We start from the raw sequence: 21,441 nt of genomic DNA on the forward strand, positions 1-21,441 counted from the left end.
GTTGCTCGCTTTCCATGGGGCGAACGGTGAGCCACTTGTCTAGTTGCAGTGAAAAGCCCCTCGAGGTCAAAAGTTGAATGGTCAAAAAGGCAAAGTGCGACTTCCAGGCCCATTCACCTTTTGCTTGTCGGGGCTGGACGAGCCACTTCCACATTTAGAACTGAACGCTCGTCCCATAGGAGTCGGCAACCTTGCGCTCCAATCAACTTGCAGAGGAAGTGAAAAAGAAAAGCAAAATTCTTTTTAGATATCTTGTACAAGAATATTACATACATAAGTACCATTTCTTTATTTTCTCACTTTCCCATGAGAAAATAGCAAGCAGGGAGTGAAAGCGTATGCAAAAACCTTATGTTTTTATTACACGAAAATTACCGAAAGAAACGGTTAGTCAACTAGAGCAAATTGCAGAGATCAATATGTGGCCACATGAAGAAAAGGCTGTACCACGCGAAGTGCTTTTAAAAGAAATCAAAAAAGCAGATGGATTGCTCACGATGCTATCAGACAAAATCGATAGCGAATTACTTGATGAAGCATCTTCAGTAAAAGTAATTGCCAATCTAGCAGTTGGCTATGACAACATCGATGTCGAAGCCGCAAAACAAAAAGGGATAACGGTTTGTAATACACCAGATGTATTAACAGATTCGACGGCGGATTTAGCATTTTCTCTAATTCTTGCAACAGCGCGCAGAATCGTTGAATCAGCAAATTATGTGAAAGAAGGAAAGTGGAACAGCTGGGGACCTCTATTGCTTGCTGGAGCAGATGTTCATCATAAAACAATCGGTATTGTTGGAATGGGAAGAATCGGTGAAGCCGTAGCAAGGCGAGCAAAAGGCTTTGATATGAAAATTTTATATCATAATCGAAATCGTAAGCCCGATGCAGAAATCTCACTCGGTGCAGAATACAAAGAACTTCATGAGCTTTTAAAGCAATCAGATTTTGTTGTCTCTCTTGCACCATTAACATCTGAGACAAAAGGAATGTTTAATAAAGAAGCGTTTCAGAGTATGAAGAATAGCTCGATATTCATTAATGCAGGCAGAGGTGCGACGGTTGATGAATCTGCGCTTATTGAAGCATTACGTAACCAGGAAATCGCGGGTGCAGGGCTTGATGTATTTCAGCAAGAGCCGATTGAAGTCGATCATCCTCTTCTGTCGATGAAACAAGTGGTAGCCCTACCTCACATCGGAAGTGCAAGTGTGGAAACAAGAATGAAGATGGCTGAACTTGCATGCAGAAACATAACCAATATATTGGATGGAAAAGGCGCAGAAACGCCTGTTACATAAGGAGGTACAAGATGTATCGTTCTTTAGAAGGTAAAACAGCCATTGTTACGGGAGCAAGCCGTTTAAACGGAATTGGCGCAGCCGTTTGTGTTGAGCTTGCAAAAAGGGGAGCTAATATTTTCTTTACGACTTGGGGTACATATGACACAACCATGCACACAGGTGACCATACAAATGACCCAGAACAGCTTGTGGAGAAACTAAAAAATTTCGGAGTAAAATCTTTGTATGAAGAAATTGACCTTAGTGCTGCAGAAGACATTCCGAAACTTCTAGAAAAAGTTGAAAGTGAATTAGGAGTAGCAAGCATACTTGTGAATAACGCCTGTATGTCACAAAATCACAGCTGGGAAGATACAACAAGTGAGATTTTAGATGCTCATTATGCAATCAACATTCGTGCAACAACTCTTTTAAGTATAGAGTTTGCCAAGCGTTTTACAGGGGACAGAGGAAGTATCGTTCATCTAACATCCGGCCAGTCGAAAGGTCCGATGCTCGGTGAGTTAGCATACGCGGCTACAAAAGGAGCCGTCGATGCGTTAACGATATCTTTAGCTGCTGAAATCGGACATAAAGGAATTACTGTTAATGCAGTGAACCCTGGTCCAACAGATACGGGCTGGATCAACCCGGATTTAGAAAAAATTCTTCTGCCTAAGTTTCCTGGAGGAAGGATTGGGAAACCAGAAGATGCGGCAAGGTTAGTTGCATTTTTAACAACACCAGAAGCAGAGTGGATAACCGGACAGATCATCCATTCAGAAGGTGGATTCTTAAGACAATAGAAACATTTTTGAGACTGACTTTAGTGGTATCTTCGAATACCCAAAAAGTCAGTTTTTTTATTAAAATTAAATTATTTATAAATATACTATTGAATTAATTTTTATACAGTCCTATAATGAACCATAACTTATTTAAGGAGTGATGGAATGAGAGCAGGAATTATTGGTGTAACCGGATATGGTGGGATGGAACTTTTCCGGCTGCTATCGGCACATACGGAGATTACCGAAGTTGTTCTCTATTCATCCTCTAAAGCGGGTAATGAGCTTTCAGAAGAAATTCAGCATCTGTCTCATGTTCATGATCAGAAGCTAAGATCACTGAAACAACTGCCATCCGATGGCTTAGATATCGTATTTTCCTCCGCACCGAGCGGCGTTTCATCAGAGTTTCTTCCTTCGCTACTCGATGGGAACTTGAAGATCATTGATCTAGCAGGGGATTTTCGTTTAAAAGATGCAGATACCTATCGAGCGTGGTACAAAAAAGAGCCTCCTCCACAATCACTCGTAAATGATGCGGTATACGGATTAACAGAATGGAAGAGAGAAGAGGTACAGAATGCGAAGCTGATCGCAAACCCAGGTTGTTATCCAACCGCAGCTCTCCTAGGTATTCTCCCGTTACTAAAAGAAAACGTGATCCATCCATCTTCACTCGTGATTGATGCAAAGAGCGGGATTTCTGGAGCGGGTGCAACGCCTGGTAAAGCAACGCATTTTGCACAAGTAAATGATAGCCTCGGCATCTACAAGGTCAATCAACATCAGCACATTCCAGAGATCGAGCAAACGATACAGTCATGTACGGATACCGAAACGAAAATAACATTCAATACACACCTTGTTCCAATGACAAGAGGCATCATGACTACGATGTATGCGGAACTCACAGATTCAGTTACCTCTTCATCTGTAAAAGAAATCTATGAATCTTATTACGACAGTGAATACTTCGTCAGAGTTCATAATGAAAAAGCAAATCTGTTTACAAAACAAGTGTACGGATCCAATTTTTGTGATGTTACGTTTGCCGTTGATGAGCGTACAAACCGTATCACGGTGATCTCTTGTATTGATAATTTATTAAAAGGAGCTGCAGGTCAGGCGGTTCAAAATATGAATGTGATGTGCGGAATGGAAGAAACGAAGGGATTAAAGTCTTCACCGATGTTCCCTTAACTAGAGGAGGCAGTATATGCAGGCAACAAAAGCAACGATTCAAAAGGTAACAGGTATCAACATCGCGACGCCAAAAGGATTTTATGCAAGCGGACTTCATTGTGGTGTGAAACATAAAAAGCTCGACTTAGGATTGTTGTATAGTATTACTCCGGCGAATGCGGCAGGTGTTTATACAACGAACCAAGTACAGGCAGCACCACTAAAAGTTACTCAGAATAGTATCTCTCAAGAAGGCAAGCTTCAAGCGATCATCGTGAACTCTGGAAATGCAAATGCGTGTACAGGAAAAAGGGGCTTGAATGATGCTCGGCACATGCAGATTCAGACGGCCGAAAAGCTGGGTATTCCTCCGCACTATGTTGGAGTTGCCTCAACTGGCGTAATCGGTGAACATCTGCCGATGGATAAGATATCAACGGGTATTGAAAACCTAGTATTAGATTCTGAGTTAAAAGGCTCGATTGATTTTGCTCAATCCATTTTAACGACAGATACTGTTTCCAAGAATACGGCTTACTCGTTGAAAATTAATAATAAGAATATAACGATTGCAGGTACGGCAAAAGGATCGGGGATGATACACCCCAATATGGCTACGATGCTGGGCTTTATCACGACAGATGCGGCTGTCCAACAAGATGATCTCCACGAGGCTTTGTCATTTGCTGTAGAACGTACGTTTAACTGTATTACTGTTGATGGTGATACATCGACGAACGACATGGTACTCATGCTTGCAAACGGAATGGGTGAGAATGAAGAGTTAAACAAAGACCACCCTGAGTGGGAACTATTCTTAGATGCACTCGTACTCGTTTGTGAAGATTTAGGCAAACTTATTGCAAAAGATGGGGAAGGTGCGAGCAAGCTGATCGAGGTTCAAGTTAGCGGAGCAGCATCCGATAAAGATGCGAGAATCATAGCTAAAACGGTAGTAGGTTCTCCCTTAGTGAAGACTGCTGTGTTTGGCTGCGATGCTAACTGGGGCAGAATTCTTGCTGCAGCTGGATATAGCGGAGTTTCGTTTAATCCGGACGCTGTAAAAATACAGATTGGTGAGCATGAAGTCGTAGTAGATGGAGAGCCAGTACTATTTTCAGAGGAAAAAATTCGTAACTATTTAAAAAGCCATGAAATTCATATCTCAGTCGAACTATCAGAAGGTTTTGGAAGTGGAAGAGCGTGGGGATGTGATCTCACGTATGATTATGTTCAGATTAATGCAAGTTATCGTACCTAAATGGAGGCGAGTGTTGTGTTTCATGTTGTGAAAATTGGAGGAAGTACGCTAGCTAACTTACAACCTGCTTTTTTTGAAGTTCTTAAAAATAGGATTCAACAAGGTGAAAAGATCGTCATCGTTCACGGAGGAGGGCCGGAAATCAATAAAAAGCTGTCAGAATCGGGGTTGCCGTTACAAATGAAGAATGGCATCCGAGTAACAAGCCCAGAATCACTTTCCTATGTAAAAACAGCGTTAAAGGACATTACCAACAAAAATCTTGTAGAGAGATTAAATAACGAAGGTATATCAGCTCAAGGACTTTCTGGAGAAGAGAATAGCTTACTCACTTGTGATTTTTTAGATAAAGAGAATTATGGTTGGGTTGGAAGTATACAGAAAGTAAATACAGAGATTATCCAAAACGTGTTAGATGCTGGCAAGGTCCCAGTCATTGCTTCTCTAGGTGTAACAGAGTCGGGTGAAACGGTTAATATTAACGCAGACACAGCGGCTGGAGAAACAGCAGCTTCTTTATCTGCTGAGTCGATCTGTTTTGTTACAGATACCCCTGGTGTTTCAGTGCTTGGAGAGTGGATGGAATGCTTAACGATCGCTGACATTTTTACCAGTATTGTCGAAGGACACATAAAGGGAGGCATGGTACCAAAGGTTGAAGCGGCTATAAAATGTCTCGATTTAAACATCAAGCAAGTACGAATCACCGATCAAACTTTGTCAGGAACAGAGTTGCTTAAGGAGGTATTGATCACATGAGTGCACTTTTTCCAACTTATAAAAGAAAGCAAATACAACTTAAAAAAGGAAACGGAAGTTATGTATATGACCAAGACAATAAAAAGTATCTAGATTTCACGAGCGGGATAGCTGTTACAAGTCTAGGACATTGTCATCCTGAAGTGGTTGCAACACTTCAAAAACAGAGCGATTGCATTTGGCATACTTCCAATCTATTTGAAATCCAACAGCAAGAGCAGCTCGCTCTGACACTTGTAAATCACACATATTTGGATTTAGCTTTCTTTTGCAATAGTGGTGCGGAAGCAAACGAAGCTGCAATCAAGCTGGCTAAGAAATTCACAAAGAAAAATAAGATCATTACGTTTAACGATTCATTTCACGGTCGAACGTTCGGTTCTATGTCGGCGACTGGTCAACAGAAGATAAAAGAAGGGTATGGACCCCTCGTGTCAACATTCATACACCTGCCATGGAACGATATTGAGCAACTGAAGAATCAAGCAGACAACGACACAGCTGCAATCATGATGGAAGTCATCCAAGGAGAAGGCGGTATCAAAATCGCTGACTTAGATTTTTATAAGGAAGTGCAAGAAATCTGTGAGAAGAACGATATCTTATTGGTCATTGATGAAGTCCAAACGGGTATCGGCAGAACGGGTAAAAGATATGCCTATGAACACTTCGGATTAGATCCAGATATCGTTACCCTTGCTAAAGGACTAGGAAATGGTTTTCCAATAGGGGCTATGCTAGGTAAAAGAAAACTAGCTGAAGCGTTTGGACCAGGAAGTCATGGAACGACGTTTGGAGGTAATCCTCTTGCTTGTGCAGTCAGCCAAAGTGTTTTGAATATCATCTTCAACGACGAATTCTTAAATGAGGTTGATCGTAAGGGAAAAAACTTTAAAGAGCAATTAGAGAAGCACTTAATAAAATTTTCATCTGTAAAAGAAATAAGAGGAGAAGGATTATTGATAGGAATTGAGTGTGAGAACGCCGGAGAACTCATAATAAACATAGAGAAACAGGGCTTATTAACCGTTCCTGCAGGCGAGCACGTTATTCGATTATTACCTCCGTTAAACGTTACGGATGAAGAGTTATCGATCGCTCTAAACACGATTCAAAGAGCATTTAACAACAAGTATGAAACAGTGACCTAAATGAAAGGTGCTATTTTTTTACACATAAATGAATAAAAATACAAATAAATATAAGTTTTATACAAGGAGAGGAACATGTTATGAAAGGCTGTATAACACTATCTAACGGTAATACATTCGATGGTGACTGGATTAGTGATAATCATTATGGTTCAGGTGAAATTGTATTTTATACAGGGATGACTGGATACGAACAAGTTTTGACTGATCCTTCCTATCAAGGACAGATCGTCGTGTTTTCTTATCCTTTCATCGGAAATTATGGATTTGATCCTAAGAGTATGGAATCCGCAAAAATCCAAGTAGCGGGAGTAGTTATGGCAGATTGCTTTGGATTTGCTGCAAAAGGAGGCCGCAAATCGATCGTGGACTTGTTAAATGCATATCAAATCCCTGCACTAAAGAATGTAGATACGAGATCTCTTATTCAACAAATTCGCATAAAAGGATCTTTGCCTGCTGTTATGCATGTACCAAGTATCTCTCCTGATTCTTTTAGTCTAGAAGAATATTGGCCAGCGACATCAATGGAAAAGACAGGTTCAGGAGATACACATATAGTATTGATCGACTTCGGATATAAAAAGTCGATTGCTGAAGCTCTTGTTAACGAAGGGTGTAGCGTAACAATTGTTCCTTTTGATCAAGAGTTAAACGATATCGAAAAATTGAATCCTGATGGCTTAGTTTTTTCAAACGGTTCTGGTGACCCTATGAGGTTCTCTAACTATTTTCATCGTTATAAAAATCTGGCCATGCGCTATCCCACATTAGGCATCTGTCTTGGTCATCAGATCCTGGCTTTATCATTCGGTGGTGAGACACAGAAGCTGAAATTTGGTCACCGTGGTGCGAATCAGCCGGTTATGAACTTGAAGACGGGTAAAGTATCAATGAGTTCTCAAAATCATAGCTATGTCGTTCAAAAAGAAAGTTTAGCAGAAACAGGCTTTAACATCTGGTTTGAAAATGTGAACGATGGAAGTGTTGAGGGATTGTGGCATCGTTCATTTAACGTTGCGAGTGTTCAATTCCACCCAGAAGCAGCACCGGGTCCGAACGAACATAAAGAAATCTTTCAAAATTTTATAAACAGTGTACAACATACAGAGAAGGTGAGAAGTTATGCCTAAACAACAAGACATCAAGAAAGTGCTCGTGATCGGATCAGGACCGATCGTAATCGGGCAGGCCGCAGAATTTGACTATTCCGGAACACAAGCATGTAAAGCATTAAAAGAAGAAGGGATCGAAGTGGTCCTGATCAACAACAATCCTGCTACGATCATGACGGACAACACGTTTGCAGACGTTATATACTTTGAGCCCTTAACAGTAGAATATGCCGAACAGATTATTCTGAAGGAAAAACCTGATGGACTTCTAGCGACAGTTGGTGGCCAAACAGGACTTAACTTAGCAATGGAGCTTCATGAAAATGGGATATTAGCGAAATATGGAGTTCGACTTCTAGGTACAGACATTGACTCTATACAAAAAGCAGAAGACCGTGAGCTTTTTCGGTCATTGATGAAGTATCTAGGAGAACCTGTACCAGAAAGTGAGATTGTTACGTCAATAGATGAAGCGATCCATTTTGCTGAAGAAACAGGTTATCCCGTGATTGTTAGACCTGCATATACGCTTGGAGGATTTGGTGGCGGGATTGCTTCAACGAAAGAAAAGCTGATCGCTTTGGTCAAACAAGGTCTATCTGCAAGTCCGATCAATCAATGCTTAATTGAAAAAAGTATTGCAGGCTACAAAGAGGTTGAATACGAAGTGATGCGTGACAAGAATGGAACATGTATCACGGTTTGCAACATGGAAAATGTTGATCCCGTTGGTGTTCATACAGGTGATTCTGTAGTAGTAGCTCCTAGCCAGACGCTAACAGATGATGAGTATCAGTCATTAAGAAAAGCATCATTGACCATTATTTCTGCGCTTGAAATCGTAGGAGGATGTAATATACAGTTCGCGCTTCATCCAGATAACTCACAGTATTATTTGATCGAAGTGAATCCGCGTGTGAGCAGGTCATCTGCTTTAGCATCAAAAGCAACCGGATACCCGATCGCAAAGATTGCTGCCAAACTTGCACTAGGGTATAACCTGCATGAATTGAAGAATCCAGTAACCGGAACGACCTTTGCGAGTTTTGAACCGGCGTTAGATTATGTAGCTGTAAAAATGCCAAGATGGCCGTTCGATAAGTTTCCTCATGCAGACCGAAACCTCGGAACACAGATGAAAGCGACAGGCGAAGTGATGGCGTTAGAGAGAAACATGGCTTCTGCCTTTCAAAAGGCGATTCGTTCACTCGAGCTGAAAACGAATGGCATGTATTTGAAAGAACTATTTGCACTAGATGAGGATACACTTCTTGATCTAGTCGTATCAGCAGATGATCGCCGCTTTTTCGTTGTGATGGAACTGTTGCGAAGAGAAGTTTCTTCAGACAAAATTCATGAATTGACTAAAATTACACCGTATTTTTTATCGGTATTTCAAGAGATGGTCTCTATGGACAATATGCTGCAAAAAACGGGATTAGAAAAAGTAGATAAACAACAACTGCAACTAGCAAAAAAATATGGTTTTTCAGATCGATACTTATCGAATATCTGGTCTGTTTCAGAAATAGAGGTACGCAACAAGAGAATAGAGTGGGGGATCACGCCGACATATAAGATGGTGGATACGTGTGCAGCAGAGTTTGAAGCAAAAACGACTTATTTTTATTCCAGCTGGAGCGGGAAGAGCGATAGAATCCCTGACACTAAGAAGAAGGTTGCCGTTATCGGGTCAGGTCCTATACGAATCGGGCAAGGTGTTGAATTTGATTATTGTTGCGTGCACAGTGCGATCACTCTTCATGCATGTGGATATGAAGCGATTTTAATCAACAATAACCCTGAGACAGTAAGCACGGATTATGAAGTATCTGACTCTCTATATTTTGAGCCTCTAACCTTTGAAGACATCAATCATGTTTTGGAGTTCGAAGGAATATCAGATGTCATTCTTCAATTTGGAGGCCAGACATCAATCAATTTGGCTAAAGAGTTAGAAGCGGCAGGATATTCTGTTCTTGGAAGTCCAGCAGATACCGTGGACCAAATGGAAGACAGAGAGCGTTTTTATCATTTTTTAGATGCATTAAATATTCCTAAAGTTCCTGGATTCTCGGCATTAAGTGAAAAAGAAGTCAAAGAATATGCAGGCAAACTAGGGTTTCCAATTCTTCTGCGTCCATCATACGTGATTGGTGGAAGCGGGATGAAGGTTCTTTATTCTGAAAGCGAACTAACAAGTTATCTGAACCATGAACAAGTGAATTATCCCGTTTTGATCGATACATTCTTAGAAGGAACAGAAGCGGAGGTAGATGTTTTAAGTGATGGTACAGAACTATTCATTCCAGGTATTTTCGAACATCTAGAAGGAACCGGGGTTCATTCAGGAGATAGTTTGACTGTTACACCACCGCAATCTTTATCTAACCATGTGATCGATCAAATAAAGTCGTACTCTAAAAAGATAGCACTAAACTTATCATATAAAGGATTATTTAATGTTCAATTTGCCATACAGAATGAGTGTGTTTATGTCATTGAAGTGAATCCAAGAGCATCTCGAACAGCACCGATCATGAGCAAAATCACGAATGTAAACCTTGTCCAGAAAGCAACACAATTGCTTCTAGGTCACTCATTACATTCACTGAACCTTGAACAAGAGCATAACGGACAACCAGAGATTACAGTAAAAGCACCTGTTTTCTCAACCATTAAACTGCCTGGTGTTTCCCCGGTGTTAAATCCGATGATGCTCTCAACCGGAGAAGTGATTGGAACGGATGCAGATTTTAATGGAGCTCTAGTGAAAGCTTTGAAAGGCTCAAGCCTTCAATTAGCAGATCTCTGGAATGATCATGGAAGTATTTTTGTGGAAGGAATCATCAATGAAGCTGCTTCAAAAGCCTGGGAGGAATGTGGGTATACCGTCCTTACAGCAAATGATCTGACATTTGATGAGTGGTTAAAAACGGATAACAAAGTCATTTATATAAACTTTTCGAATGATAGCGAAAGCCAGAATGCTAAACGTGCCGTACTAGAAAGAGTCCATGTACTAACAAGGAAAGAAACAACTAACGCTTATTTAAATGCGATACGCACCACGAATAAAATGAGAAAGGAAGTGCTGAACTGATGTCAATCGTACACCCTTTTCGCCAAACGCGAACTCAGAAAGATTTTCTAACACTTATGGATTATTCTACATCTGAGATCATCGACTTATTGAACCTTGCGAAAGACTTAAAAAAACAAGGTCCATCTGCACCACCCTTACTAAAAGGAAAGATCTTAGGAATGATTTTCGAGAAATCATCGACACGTACTCGCGTTTCGTTCGAGGCTGCTATGCTGCAACTCGGTGGTCATGCGATTCATCTATCGACTCGTGATATTCAGATGGGTAGAGGAGAATCGATCTCAGATACAGCGAAAGTATTGTCCGGATACCTAGATGCTCTAATGATTCGTACGTTTCATCAATCCACAGTTGAAGAGCTTGCGCATAGTGGATCTATTCCTGTAATTAACGGACTTACGGATGATTTTCATCCGTGTCAAATACTAGCGGATCTTCTTACGATTTTAGAATATAAAGGATCATTCAAAGGGAAAAAGCTGGCTTATATTGGTGACGGAAACAATGTAGCGCACTCTTTAATGATTGGAGCTGCAAAAGTGGGGATGGATTGCACCATTATTTCACCTGAAAACTACGAACCGAAAGAAGAAATCGTTTCTTATGCAAAGGAAGTTGCGAAACAAAACGGCTCTGTTATCGAGGTAACTCATGAACCAGTTGCTGGTGTTAAAAATAGTGATGTTATTTACACGGATGTCTGGGCGAGTATGGGTCAAGAAGCGGAAGCGGAGGAACGTCTCGAACATTTTAAGGGTTATCAAGTGAACCGAGAGCTTGTGTCCTATGCAAAGAGTGATTTTATTTTCATGCATTGTTTGCCTGCGCATCGAGAGGAAGAGGTGACCGCGGAGATTATTGATGGTCCTCATTCTGTTGTTTTTTACGAGGCAGAGAACCGTCTTCACGCACAAAAAGCACTGCTTGTTCGTTTGATGAGTTAAGTATAATCGAGTGAAGATTAGTGAGTGGTTGATTTCCGTTTCAGGTGCTCCTTTTCCGGGGGGGGGCGTGCGGTGAGCCACCTAGCGCTCTGCGCTGTTAGGTGGCTCACCTGTCCCGCTGATCCCCCAGGAGTCTCGTCCTTACACTCCAATCAACTTGTCAATGAAGCTTCTTAAAGAACTCTTAATAGCGTTCAAATAATTTGTGCGAGTATGCTAAATTACTACCTTCTATTGCAACTAAGTTTTTAAAAAACAAGAAAAAAAGAAGCCGCTCTTTAAAAGAGCGGCTTCTTGCGTTTTATTAAAATACTTGTTCTAATTCAACAACACCAGGAACTTCTTCAAGAAGTGCACGTTCGATACCTGCTTTTAGTGTGATTGTTGAACTTGGGCAGCTACCACATGCTCCCATTAGGCGTACTTTTACTACACCTTCTTCAATATCCACTAATTCCACGTCTCCTCCATCACGAAGAAGGAACGGGCGTAATTTATCAAGAACTTCTTCAACTTGTTCACGCATCTCTAAGTTTTGAGTTTCAGCCATAATAATCAAGGCTCCTTTCTTAAAAAGAACTTACTCTTAGTATACGGGATATGGAATAAAAAATCCATGAGCAAGCATCATGATATTTGCTCCTTTTTCTTTATTGAAAAATAAGGTATGATGAAAGCAAATAAGCGCATACATTGAGGTGATTCTTCATGAGTAACTCATTTAGTATTAAAGTATATGGAGCTGAACAAAAATGTGCCAGCTGTGTTCATCTTCCTTCAGCAAAAGAAACGGCTGAATGGCTAGAAGCAGCAATCTCAAGAAAGTTTCCGAACTTATTGTTTAATGTTCTTTATATAGACATGGAAAATACGGAAAATGAGATCGATCAGGCATTTTCAGAAAGAATTGTAGAAGAAGACCTTTTTTATCCTGTCGTTGTGATAGATGGAGAAGTAGTAGCAGAAGGTAATCCGAATTTAAAAACGATCTACGCAATTATAGAACAGAACGGTTATGGCGCTGTAAGTTAAGCGCCTATTTTTTTTATTTTGGGTTTGTACACACGCCTTGTTTTCTCTTAAGAATAAGATGTATAGAGAAAAAAGGAGGCAAATTGTATTGTTGAACCCTTTAAAAGGTAAAAGTCATAAAGATGAATCATCCTCATATGCAGGACATCATCACCATCATTATCATGATCTTTGTCTCGAGTACATGGGACAGAAGGTTACGATCGAATTGAATGATGGAAATGTATATCACGGTCAATTGCATAGCTATGATCAGGATAACATGTATATGATCATGCCAGGTGAGAACGCTGACCGTAATAGCCGTATCATTTTTGTCGGGCCGTTTTTTCCAGGCTTCGGAGTTTTTGGTTTTCCTTTTTACCGAATTCGTCGTTTTCGTCCTTATTATTGGTAAAAATAGAGAAAAGACCCATGCTGCTGCATGGGTCTTTTTCTTATACTTGATATTTATACAACCATAGAATTCCTGATTTTAATAAGCGTGGCACTCTACCAATAAGAGCAGTGCTACCCATCGTACCAAATCCGCTCTTCTTACCAAGAGAACCCATAACACCTTTTAGTTTAATCTCGTTCATTTCAGGAAGAGGCTGTTCGTTCCAACGAGCTAAAAGGACTTGTGAGATCTGTTCTGCTTGCTCCTCTGCTAATTGTGCACTTGGTGCATAAGGAAGGCTCGCGCAATCTCCAACAACGTATACATGCTCTTCGGTTGGAAGGTGATGATGTTCAGTTAGAACAACACGTCCTTGACTGTCTTTTTCAACATCTAAATCACGAACGATTCGACTCGGCTGTATACCTGCCGTCCAAACGATAGCATCACACTCTACCTTTTCGTCATGATTATAAAGAGCGCCTTCTTCAACCTTTGTTACATTTGAATTATTGATTACTTCAACACCGTGTTCAACGAACCAGTTTTGTACATAGTTGCTCAATCGCTTCTTATAAGCGGAAAGAATCATATCACCACGGTCAAAGAGTTTAATTGTAAGATCCGGACGGCTCTCACGAAGTTCAGATGCCAACTCAACTCCTGAAAGACCGGCACCAACTACTGCAACAACCGCATTAGCATGCAAGTTGTTTAGAATTTGATACGTTTGACGAGACTTATCAATGGTCTGAATGCTGAGCGTAAATTGGTCAGCACCAGGGACATTATGATATTTGTCTTCGCAACCTAGGCCGATAACCAAATCATCATATGAAACTGCATCTTGGTCTTTTAATAGAACTTTCTTTTCTTTTACATCAATTGAAGTAACTTCGCCATATTTAATATTTAGACGTGGGTGATCTGGAAAAGTTACACGAACATGATGATCCGATATGGTACCTGCAGCAAGTGCATAGTATTCAGTTTTTAAACAATGATAAGGTACACGATCAATAAGCGTAAGCTGAATGTTTTCAGGGAGGTCTGAGGAATTAAGAAGTCTCTTTAGCACACGCATATTTCCATATCCTCCGCCAAGTAAAACGAGGTGTTTCATTTGTCATTTCCCCTTTTCTTTCAAGACAATTCTTATCTGTTTTTAAAAATGCATATATAAGTAAATAACCTTAACTCGAAATAAGTAAACGATTACACGTTTTTGACATGTTTAAGTATAGCACTTTGCAACAATTTCACAACTCTTTTATAGAAAAAACACAGGAAGAATGAGTGTTTACATTGACTACAACTATAGAAACCGTTAGGATGGATTCATCAAGAGGTGAAGACGGAAATGAGACCGATTATAGAGTTTTGTGTAAGTAATTTAGCGAGTGGTGCACAAAAAGCGCTCGAAGAACTCGAGAAAGACTATGATCTAGACGTTATCGAGTATGGGTGTCTAGGGTATTGTGGACACTGTGCAAAGTCGATGTTTGCTCTCGTAAATGGAGATATCGTTCACGGAGAAACATCAGATGAACTTGTGAAAAATATTTACAATCATATAGAAGAAAACGGAATGTTTTAAAAAGCAGCTATTCTAAAAATGGGATAGCTGCTTTTTCTATGGATAAGGGAGTTATGATTGGGAAAAATATCTAGCATATAATTTTTTGAAAAACGATTGCATTTTTGTCGAAATTTGTTACATTAGAAAAGGGTCAGTCATTGGATGTCTGACAACTAACGTGCTAATAGTAAGCGTTTTCTTCCAAATTACAAAAGGGGTGTACGAATATGCAAATTTTATGGGGATTAGGTGGTATGCTCGTTCTTCTTGTAATCGCATTCTTACTTTCTCAAAATAAGAAAGCGATTAACTGGAGAACGGTAATCGGTGCACTAGCAATTCAAATTGCTTTTGCGTTGATCGTTCTTAAATGGGATGCTGGAAAACAAGCATTGCAAAGCGTCTCACAAAAAGTTTCAAACGTTGTTGCTTATGCGAACGAAGGAATTACTTTCTTGTTTGGAAGTATGATTCCAGCAGAAGGAAAAGGATTTATCTTTGCGTTTCAAGTTTTAACCGTTATCATTTTCTTCTCTTCTCTAATCTCAGTTCTTTATTACCTAGGCATCATGCAATGGGTTGTAAGAATTTTAGGGGGAGCATTATCTAAGTTATTAAAAACAAGTAAAGCAGAATCAATGAGTGCTACTGCAAATATTTTCTTAGGTCAGACAGAAGCACCTCTAGTTATTCGTCCATATATGAACCGTCTTACTCAATCTGAACTTTTTGCTGTAATGGTAGGTGGACTAGCATCAGTAGCAGGTTCTGTATTGATTGGTTATTACCTATTAGGAGTACCGTTAGAATACTTAATCGCGGCAAGCTTTATGTGTGCTCCTGCAGGACTTGCGATCGCTAAGATCATTGTTCCTGAAACAGAAGAGCCTGAAACAATGGGTGAGATCAAATTAGAACGTGATAAAGATACAGTAAACGTAATTGACGCTGCAGCAAAAGGTGCAGGAGATGGACTTCAAATCGCACTTAACGTTGGGGCAATGTTACTTGCATTCATCGCTCTTATCGCTTTAGTTAACGGTATCCTTGGCGGAATCGGTGGCTGGTTCGGTTATGAGATCACACTTCAACAAATTCTAGGTTATATTTTCGCTCCAATCGCATTTGTTATTGGTGTACCGTGGGAAGAAGCAGTTAAAGCCGGTACGTTCATCGGTCAAAAAATCGTATTGAACGAGTTCGTTGCTTATTCTTCATTCGCACCTCAAATTCCAGACTTAATGCCGAAAACAGTAGCGGTTGTAAGTTTCGCACTTTGTGGTTTCGCGAACCTTTCTTCAATCGCGATCCTTTTAGGTGGTCTTGGAGCAATGGCACCTACTCGTCGTCCTGACATCGCAAGACTTGGAATGCGCGCTGTAATCGCAGCTACAATCGCAAACTTACTAAGCGGTGCAATCGCAGGTATGTTTATTCTATAAGAATGGTTTCATTTTAAGATGTTCAAGCTAATGCTTGAGCATCTTTTTTTGTTAGAGAGGATTTTAGCAGATAGCGTGCGGTGCAATTCTCTGTCACACTTGGGACATAGTCCCCTGAATAATACCAGCTAGGGTATCATCATCTATAATTAAGTCTAAGCAAACAAAATTGGGTCGAAATAAGACTTAATTAAGTCGAAACGACGTTCAATTAAGTCTAAATTCTAAAATAAAGGCGGTTCGCTAAATTTCGACAAGCAATCTAACCGCCAGTCCAGCTTAATACCCCTATCATGAACAATAAAAAAACCGCAGTGGGAATCATCCCCCCTGCGGTTTTATCTTCTATATTTAGGCCTGTTGAGCGATCTGTTTCATCACCCATGGCTGCATTCGGTTGTATAATGCTACGAATAACAGTGTAATTATTGTACCTTTTATCAAGTTAAACGGCGTTATACCTTTTAATATAAGATCAAGCATCATCTGGCTAGACATCGGATCAGCACCAAGGAACCACGTATAGGCTGGTAAGATGATTAGGTAGTTGAGCAGACCCATCATAAATGTCATCAAAACCGTTCCTAAGATCAAGCCCGCTGAAAGACGTTTAACAGAATTCTTTTTGCGGAATAAGTAGGATACTGGAAGAATGAATAGAATACCGGCCACAAAGTTTGCTAATTGACCAACTGGTACTCCGGTAAAGCTTCCTACTATCCCGTAGTGTAGAACATTTTTTATGGCTTCCACCATCACTCCTGCCGCTGGTCCGAAAATGATTGCAGCTAGAAGTGCAGGCACCTCACTAAAATCAATCTTTAAAAATGGAGGTAACCCTGGGAACGGAAAGTCGAGCATCATCAGTACATAAGCAATCGTACTGAGCATCGATACCGCTACCATTTGTTTGATCTTTCCCTTTTGCATTGAAATCTCTCCTCTTTTGTGTTGCGCCATCTCATGATTTCGAATGCAGCACAGCCTGCTTCACACAAAAAATCCTTAGTCAGTTAATGAGACTAAGGGAGTTTGTAAGTATGATAAACAGCATGTAAAAGATGCACAAAATGGCATGCTTAAACAAAGGGTTCTAATTAGAGTTGAACCGCTGTACCTACATCTTCTCCCATCCAGACTATACTGTCGGCTCTGGAATTACACCAGATCAGCAAAAAAGAAAACTTTTTCGCTCACGGGCTGATGAAGAGGGAATCTTCAATTACCGCCGGTCGGGAATTTCACCCTGCCCCGAAGATGGATCGCTATTGTATTTTGTTACATCACCTATTATACTTTAAAAAATGTAAGTTGTGAACGAATATGCAATAACCATACCTTCCAAATAGAGGATGAACCGATATGAAATTAACATTTGAATATACATGGCCATATGAAAGAATGATGAAGGATATTTATATTTCGGAATGTCCGTTTTGCCAACGAGACAATGTATTGACTTCCTTTAAAGAAGAACAACTGAATCTTGCTCAAGAAGGAATTAAACAGATACTTATTATGCCTTGTTGTCATGGCAAGTTAACCATACTAAACGCCGACGATGATTATTTTTATACGGATGAAAAATTGAGAGGTCAATCATAAGGAGCAGGGTTAAGCGATGGATACGTTGAAATTCACAAAAATGCATGGATTAGGCAATAATTACATCTATATAAACATGTTTGAAGAGTGTATTGATGAAGCTGATCTGCCGAGGTTAGCAGCGGAAGTCTCAAATCCTTACACGGGCATCGGATCAGATGGGATGATTCTAATCTGCCCAAGCGAATTAGCGCCAGTTAAAATGAGAATCTTTAATAATGATGGTTCTGAAGCTAAAAACTGTGGTAACGGACTTCGATGTGTAGCCAAATATGCGTACGAAAACAGATTAGTAACAGAAACCGAATTTCAGATTGAAACACTAGGTGGTTTAGTAACTGCAAAAGTAACAATAGATAACAACAATAAAGTATCACTCGTTACGGTTAATATGGGTAACCCCATCCTTCGACCTCAAAAAATTCCTGTCACGGGATTTGACCACCTCCAACAAGTGGTGAATGAGGAAGTATCTTTTGATGGGACACCTTTAAGACTCACTGCTGTTTCAATGGGAAATCCACATGCCGTTTTCTTTGTGGATAATATTGAGAAAGCGCCTCTGCATTCGTTAGGACCAATCATCGAAAAAGATTCAATGTTTCCTGATTGGGTAAACGCAGAGTTTGTAGAAGTGGTTTCTAAAAGTGAAATGCACTTTAGAGTTTGGGAGAGAGGGTCAGGTATAACGCAAGCTTGTGGTACAGGAGCTTGTGCAGCAGCTGTAGCTGCCGTTCTAAACGAAGAAGCAGATAGAAATACGGATATTACTGTTCATTTAGCAGGCGGAGATCTCATCATTAACTGGAAAGATAATGGAGATGTTTGGATGACTGGCCCAGCAGAAATAATCTGTACGGGTGAATATCATACTAATAGGTAGAAGGTGCACACATTAAGCCTACACCTACTAAAAAAGAAAGCAGAGATGCTTTCTTTTTTTAATCCTTAACTTCAGCCTGCTCACGATGTTGAACGATTTTCTCCGTATGTTCAATTCCCCATTGAAGCATGGACTTTATAATAGGGATCAGTGTTTCACCAAATGAAGTTAGAGAATATTCCACTTTCGGCGGGACTTGTTTATAAACTTCTCGGTGTATGATGCCGTCACGCTCTAATTCTCGTAGCTGTAGGGTAAGCATTCGCTGTGTAATTCCAGGGACGAGGCGCTTTAGTTCGTTAAAACGTATCTTGCCCTCGATCAAGTGATACAAAATAACGCTTTTCCACTTACCACCGATAATATCAAGAGTCGCTTCGACTGGACATGAATAGCCGTGAGATTGCCAATTGGAAAGGTCGAATTGTTGATTAGTCATTGAATGGCTCCTTTAGTATAAAAAATGATACTATGACACAAAAATGTGCGTACTTTTCATTTTTGTTATTACTTTTATAATATATTGTGTAGGATATCAAAACAACTTTAAATTACGTTCATAAATATTGAAGGAGAGATAAACATCATGAATAAAGAAGCTAAAAAACAAGAGATCTTAGAGGCATTTCAGTTCAGACATGCAACAAAGGAATTTGATCCAGAGAAAAAGATTTCAGATGAAGACTTTGAATTTATTTTAGAAACTGGACGTTTATCACCGAGTTCCTTCGGCTTTGAGCCTTGGCGTTTTGTTGTCATTCAAGACCCAGAGCTACGTGAACAGTTGAAACCTGTATCATGGGGCGCACAAAAACAATTGCCGACTGCGAGTCACTATGTCGTGATGCTAGCACGTACGGCAGAAGATATGATGTACGATTCAGAATACATTGAGCATATCAAGAAAGATGTAAAGAATCTTCCGAAAGAAGCGTATGATGCGATCAGTGGGTTTTACAAGACATTCTTAGAATCTGACTTTAAGCTTCTTGGAAACGACCGCGCTATGGTCGATTGGGCAGCTAAACAAATCTATATTGCACTAGGAAATATGATGACAGCAGCTGCTCAAATTGGTATTGATTCTTGCCCGATCGAAGGATTTGATCAAGAGAAAGTTCAGGCTATCTTAGAAAAAGAAGGAGTACTTCAAGGAGGAAACTTTGAAGTAGCGGTTATGGTAGGATTCGGCTATCGCGTAAATGAACCACGTCCAAAAGTTCGTCAAGATATGAGCGATGTTGTGAAATGGATTAAGTAATGAACATAAAAAAGTGGAGGCACAATCGCCTCCACTTTTTAGTATTTTTGAATGATGTTATAAAATGTATCACGTTCTACAGGAACTTTGTTGGCTGTTTTGATCAAGTGAACAAGTTCTTTACGTGTAATCCCTGATGACGTTAATGCTCCAACAGCGTGAGAGATACGTTCCTCGATCAACGTTCCGTGGATGTCACTTGAACCGAACGTTAATGCCATTTGAGTTAACTGAACACCAATGTTGATCCAATATGCTTTGATATGGTCAAAATTATCTAGCATGAGTCGGCTGATCGCAATGGTTCTCATATCATCAAAAGCAGAAGTTCTTCTCATCAATCCCATAGATTGTGTACGAGGCTGCATAGCTAACGGGATGAATACCATGAATCCGTTTGTTGAATCTTGAAGTTGGCGCAAGCGGTCCATATGAATGAGACGTTCTTCTTTCGTCTCAATAGATCCGTACAACATTGTTGCATGTGTTTTTAATCCTAAACCATGAGCGATTTCATGTGCTTCTAACCACTGATCAGTCGATGCTTTGTCTGGGCTCATTTTTAAACGGTAACGTTCGGTCAGAATCTCAGCACCACCACCAGGCAGGGTATCAAGACCTGCTTTAATCAACTCTTCTAATACTTCTTTCATAGAAAGTCCAGCTATTCTGGAGAAGAACTCGATCTCTGCACCTGTATATGCTTTAACCGTTACTTGTGGATAATGCTTTTTTAACGTTCGAATCGTATCTAGATAATAATCGAAAGGTACTTCATGATTATGGCCACCTACGATATGAAACTCTCTAATGTTATCGTTCCAGCGTTTTTCAACATAGCTCAAGAGCTGCTCATCGTTCATCGTATAAGCGCCTTCTTCACCAGGCTTACGCTTAAAGCCACAGAAACTGCAAGTAGCTTCACATACGTTAGTCGGGTTGATGTACAAGTTTTCAATGAAGTAAACGTTGTCGCCGTTCTTACGCTTATTAACCTCGTTTGCTAATGAAGCAACGCTTAGCAAATCATTCGTTTCATATAGAAATAATCCATCTTCAATCGAAAGACGCTCACCGTGAGTTATCTTTTCAGCGATTGCCTCCATACGCGTATCTAGCGTTAATATATTTGCCATTACTAATCCCCCTAATTTTTCAAATGAAATGTTCGGATGATGTACACAATTTTTTAAGAGATAGGCATAAAGCGACACTCTCTCTTTACCAAATTTATACGAATACTTATGTATTATGAGAATTCAATACATGTCTTAATTGCATAATCATTATAATCCTATTCAAACTTTACGACAAGGGAAGCTGCTTTTACAGATATTTGCACATAAAAAGTTTAAGTTTTTTATTAGCGACTCGTTGTCTAATAAATAGAAAAAATGTAAAATAAAAGGAACGGATATGTTGAAAACGAAGAGTGGAGTGACGAAAATGAAAGCCACAATACCAGCCGCTAAACTTGAAAAGATCGAACAATTAGAGGCATTGCGTAATAAAATGATACAGGCGGCGAACGTGTTAGGTCTGCAGCATCCAATGGTGTTAAAATATAGTAGAAAAATTGATGAGACGCATAATAAGATTATGGAAATGCAGCAAAAAACCAACTAATCGAAAGCCGATTCCTTGAGGGCTTATTTAAGAGTCGTTATA

Annotated in this window: 22 protein-coding genes and 1 riboswitch; of the genes, 17 read left to right on the forward strand and 5 right to left on the reverse strand. The window is 40.0% G+C overall.

Annotated features, from left to right (window positions below):
• Nucleotides 1–338 precede the first annotated feature (338 nt).
• From IHV09_RS19690 to argF, 9 genes are all read left to right on the forward strand, one after another.
• Nucleotides 339–1,304 carry a 2-hydroxyacid dehydrogenase gene (locus IHV09_RS19690; RefSeq protein ID WP_197265302.1) on the forward strand — a complete coding sequence of 322 codons (966 nt, stop codon included), beginning with the start codon at nt 339–341 and terminating at the stop codon, nt 1,302–1,304.
• Between the two features lie 11 nt (nt 1,305–1,315).
• Nucleotides 1,316–2,092, forward strand: coding sequence for an SDR family oxidoreductase (locus tag IHV09_RS19695; RefSeq protein ID WP_197265303.1), 777 nt, complete (start codon nt 1,316–1,318; stop codon nt 2,090–2,092).
• 147 nt (nt 2,093–2,239) lie between these two features.
• The gene (argC, locus tag IHV09_RS19700) at nt 2,240–3,274 is read left to right on the forward strand and encodes an N-acetyl-gamma-glutamyl-phosphate reductase (RefSeq protein WP_197265304.1); all 1,035 of its coding nucleotides are present in this window, start codon (nt 2,240–2,242) and stop codon (nt 3,272–3,274) included.
• A 16-nt stretch (nt 3,275–3,290) separates the two neighbouring features.
• The gene (argJ, locus tag IHV09_RS19705) at nt 3,291–4,517 is read left to right on the forward strand and encodes a bifunctional ornithine acetyltransferase/N-acetylglutamate synthase (protein WP_197189677.1); all 1,227 of its coding nucleotides are present in this window, start codon (nt 3,291–3,293) and stop codon (nt 4,515–4,517) included.
• 15 nt (nt 4,518–4,532) lie between these two features.
• Nucleotides 4,533–5,276, forward strand: coding sequence for an acetylglutamate kinase (gene argB / locus IHV09_RS19710; RefSeq protein ID WP_197189676.1), 744 nt, complete (start codon nt 4,533–4,535; stop codon nt 5,274–5,276).
• Nucleotides 5,273–6,427, forward strand: coding sequence for an acetylornithine transaminase (locus tag IHV09_RS19715; protein ID WP_197265305.1), 1,155 nt, complete (start codon nt 5,273–5,275; stop codon nt 6,425–6,427). The genes argB and IHV09_RS19715 overlap by 4 nt, the downstream gene beginning before the upstream one ends.
• Before the next feature lie 80 nt (nt 6,428–6,507).
• Nucleotides 6,508–7,560 carry a carbamoyl phosphate synthase small subunit gene (locus IHV09_RS19720; RefSeq protein WP_197265306.1) on the forward strand — a complete coding sequence of 351 codons (1,053 nt, stop codon included), beginning with the start codon at nt 6,508–6,510 and terminating at the stop codon, nt 7,558–7,560.
• Complete coding sequence (locus IHV09_RS19725) at nt 7,553–10,645, forward strand: carbamoyl phosphate synthase large subunit (protein ID WP_197265307.1); 3,093 nt, start codon at nt 7,553–7,555, stop codon at nt 10,643–10,645. The genes IHV09_RS19720 and IHV09_RS19725 overlap by 8 nt, the downstream gene beginning before the upstream one ends.
• The gene (gene argF, locus IHV09_RS19730) at nt 10,645–11,592 is read left to right on the forward strand and encodes an ornithine carbamoyltransferase (RefSeq protein WP_197265308.1); all 948 of its coding nucleotides are present in this window, start codon (nt 10,645–10,647) and stop codon (nt 11,590–11,592) included. Before IHV09_RS19725 ends, argF begins: the two co-directional genes overlap by 1 nt.
• A gap of 304 nt (nt 11,593–11,896) precedes the next feature.
• On the opposite strand, the gene IHV09_RS19735 is transcribed toward argF, so the two are convergent.
• Nucleotides 11,897–12,142 (reverse strand): NifU family protein, encoded by a 246-nt coding sequence (locus IHV09_RS19735; RefSeq protein ID WP_066238880.1) that lies wholly within the window; start codon nt 12,140–12,142, stop codon nt 11,897–11,899.
• A 158-nt stretch (nt 12,143–12,300) separates the two neighbouring features.
• Between IHV09_RS19735 and IHV09_RS19740 the strand changes: the two genes are divergently transcribed.
• Nucleotides 12,301–12,624, forward strand: coding sequence for a YuzD family protein (locus IHV09_RS19740; protein WP_144698327.1), 324 nt, complete (start codon nt 12,301–12,303; stop codon nt 12,622–12,624).
• A gap of 88 nt (nt 12,625–12,712) precedes the next feature.
• A complete protein-coding gene (locus IHV09_RS19745; RefSeq protein ID WP_197132045.1) occupies nt 12,713–13,021 on the forward strand; it encodes an LSM domain-containing protein in 309 nt (102 codons plus the stop codon).
• A 40-nt stretch (nt 13,022–13,061) separates the two neighbouring features.
• Here the strand turns inward: IHV09_RS19745 and IHV09_RS19750 are convergent, their stop codons facing one another.
• Nucleotides 13,062–14,126: an NAD(P)/FAD-dependent oxidoreductase gene (locus IHV09_RS19750; protein ID WP_197265309.1), complete on the reverse strand. Its 1,065-nt coding sequence runs from the start codon at nt 14,124–14,126 to the stop codon at nt 13,062–13,064.
• Between the two features lie 237 nt (nt 14,127–14,363).
• On the opposite strand from IHV09_RS19750, the gene IHV09_RS19755 reads away from it, so the two are divergent.
• Both IHV09_RS19755 and IHV09_RS19760 read left to right on the forward strand, forming a co-directional pair.
• Nucleotides 14,364–14,600 carry a YuzB family protein gene (locus IHV09_RS19755; RefSeq protein ID WP_191752119.1) on the forward strand — a complete coding sequence of 79 codons (237 nt, stop codon included), beginning with the start codon at nt 14,364–14,366 and terminating at the stop codon, nt 14,598–14,600.
• Between the two features lie 209 nt (nt 14,601–14,809).
• Nucleotides 14,810–16,024, forward strand: coding sequence for a NupC/NupG family nucleoside CNT transporter (locus tag IHV09_RS19760; RefSeq protein WP_197189670.1), 1,215 nt, complete (start codon nt 14,810–14,812; stop codon nt 16,022–16,024).
• A 351-nt stretch (nt 16,025–16,375) separates the two neighbouring features.
• Here IHV09_RS19760 and IHV09_RS19765 read toward each other — a convergent pair whose 3' ends face one another.
• The gene (locus IHV09_RS19765) at nt 16,376–16,954 is read right to left on the reverse strand and encodes an ECF transporter S component (RefSeq protein ID WP_231618429.1); all 579 of its coding nucleotides are present in this window, start codon (nt 16,952–16,954) and stop codon (nt 16,376–16,378) included.
• Between the two features lie 187 nt (nt 16,955–17,141).
• Nucleotides 17,142–17,287, reverse strand: a riboswitch (FMN riboswitch).
• A 99-nt stretch (nt 17,288–17,386) separates the two neighbouring features.
• Here IHV09_RS19765 and IHV09_RS19770 point away from each other — a divergent pair.
• Together IHV09_RS19770 and dapF are read left to right on the forward strand one after the other, a co-directional pair.
• Nucleotides 17,387–17,629, forward strand: coding sequence for a hypothetical protein (locus tag IHV09_RS19770; protein ID WP_197132037.1), 243 nt, complete (start codon nt 17,387–17,389; stop codon nt 17,627–17,629).
• A gap of 16 nt (nt 17,630–17,645) precedes the next feature.
• Nucleotides 17,646–18,512: a diaminopimelate epimerase gene (gene dapF / locus IHV09_RS19775; protein WP_197265310.1), complete on the forward strand. Its 867-nt coding sequence runs from the start codon at nt 17,646–17,648 to the stop codon at nt 18,510–18,512.
• 58 nt (nt 18,513–18,570) lie between these two features.
• Here dapF and IHV09_RS19780 read toward each other — a convergent pair whose 3' ends face one another.
• Nucleotides 18,571–18,951, reverse strand: coding sequence for a winged helix-turn-helix transcriptional regulator (locus tag IHV09_RS19780; RefSeq protein WP_197132034.1), 381 nt, complete (start codon nt 18,949–18,951; stop codon nt 18,571–18,573).
• Nucleotides 18,952–19,098: 147 nt separating this feature from the next.
• On the opposite strand from IHV09_RS19780, the gene IHV09_RS19785 reads away from it, so the two are divergent.
• A complete protein-coding gene (locus IHV09_RS19785) occupies nt 19,099–19,773 on the forward strand; it encodes an NAD(P)H-dependent oxidoreductase (RefSeq protein WP_197265311.1) in 675 nt (224 codons plus the stop codon).
• Nucleotides 19,774–19,811: 38 nt separating this feature from the next.
• On the opposite strand, the gene mqnE is transcribed toward IHV09_RS19785, so the two are convergent.
• Nucleotides 19,812–20,909: an aminofutalosine synthase MqnE gene (mqnE, locus tag IHV09_RS19790; protein ID WP_197132030.1), complete on the reverse strand. Its 1,098-nt coding sequence runs from the start codon at nt 20,907–20,909 to the stop codon at nt 19,812–19,814.
• Nucleotides 20,910–21,219: 310 nt separating this feature from the next.
• Between mqnE and IHV09_RS19795 the strand changes: the two genes are divergently transcribed.
• Nucleotides 21,220–21,399 (forward strand): aspartyl-phosphate phosphatase Spo0E family protein, encoded by a 180-nt coding sequence (locus IHV09_RS19795; RefSeq protein WP_197265312.1) that lies wholly within the window; start codon nt 21,220–21,222, stop codon nt 21,397–21,399.
• Nucleotides 21,400–21,441 lie beyond the last annotated feature (42 nt).

Source organism: Fictibacillus sp. 23RED33, from assembly GCF_015903925.1.
GTDB classification, from domain to species: Bacteria; Bacillota; Bacilli; order Bacillales; family Fictibacillaceae; genus Fictibacillus; species Fictibacillus phosphorivorans.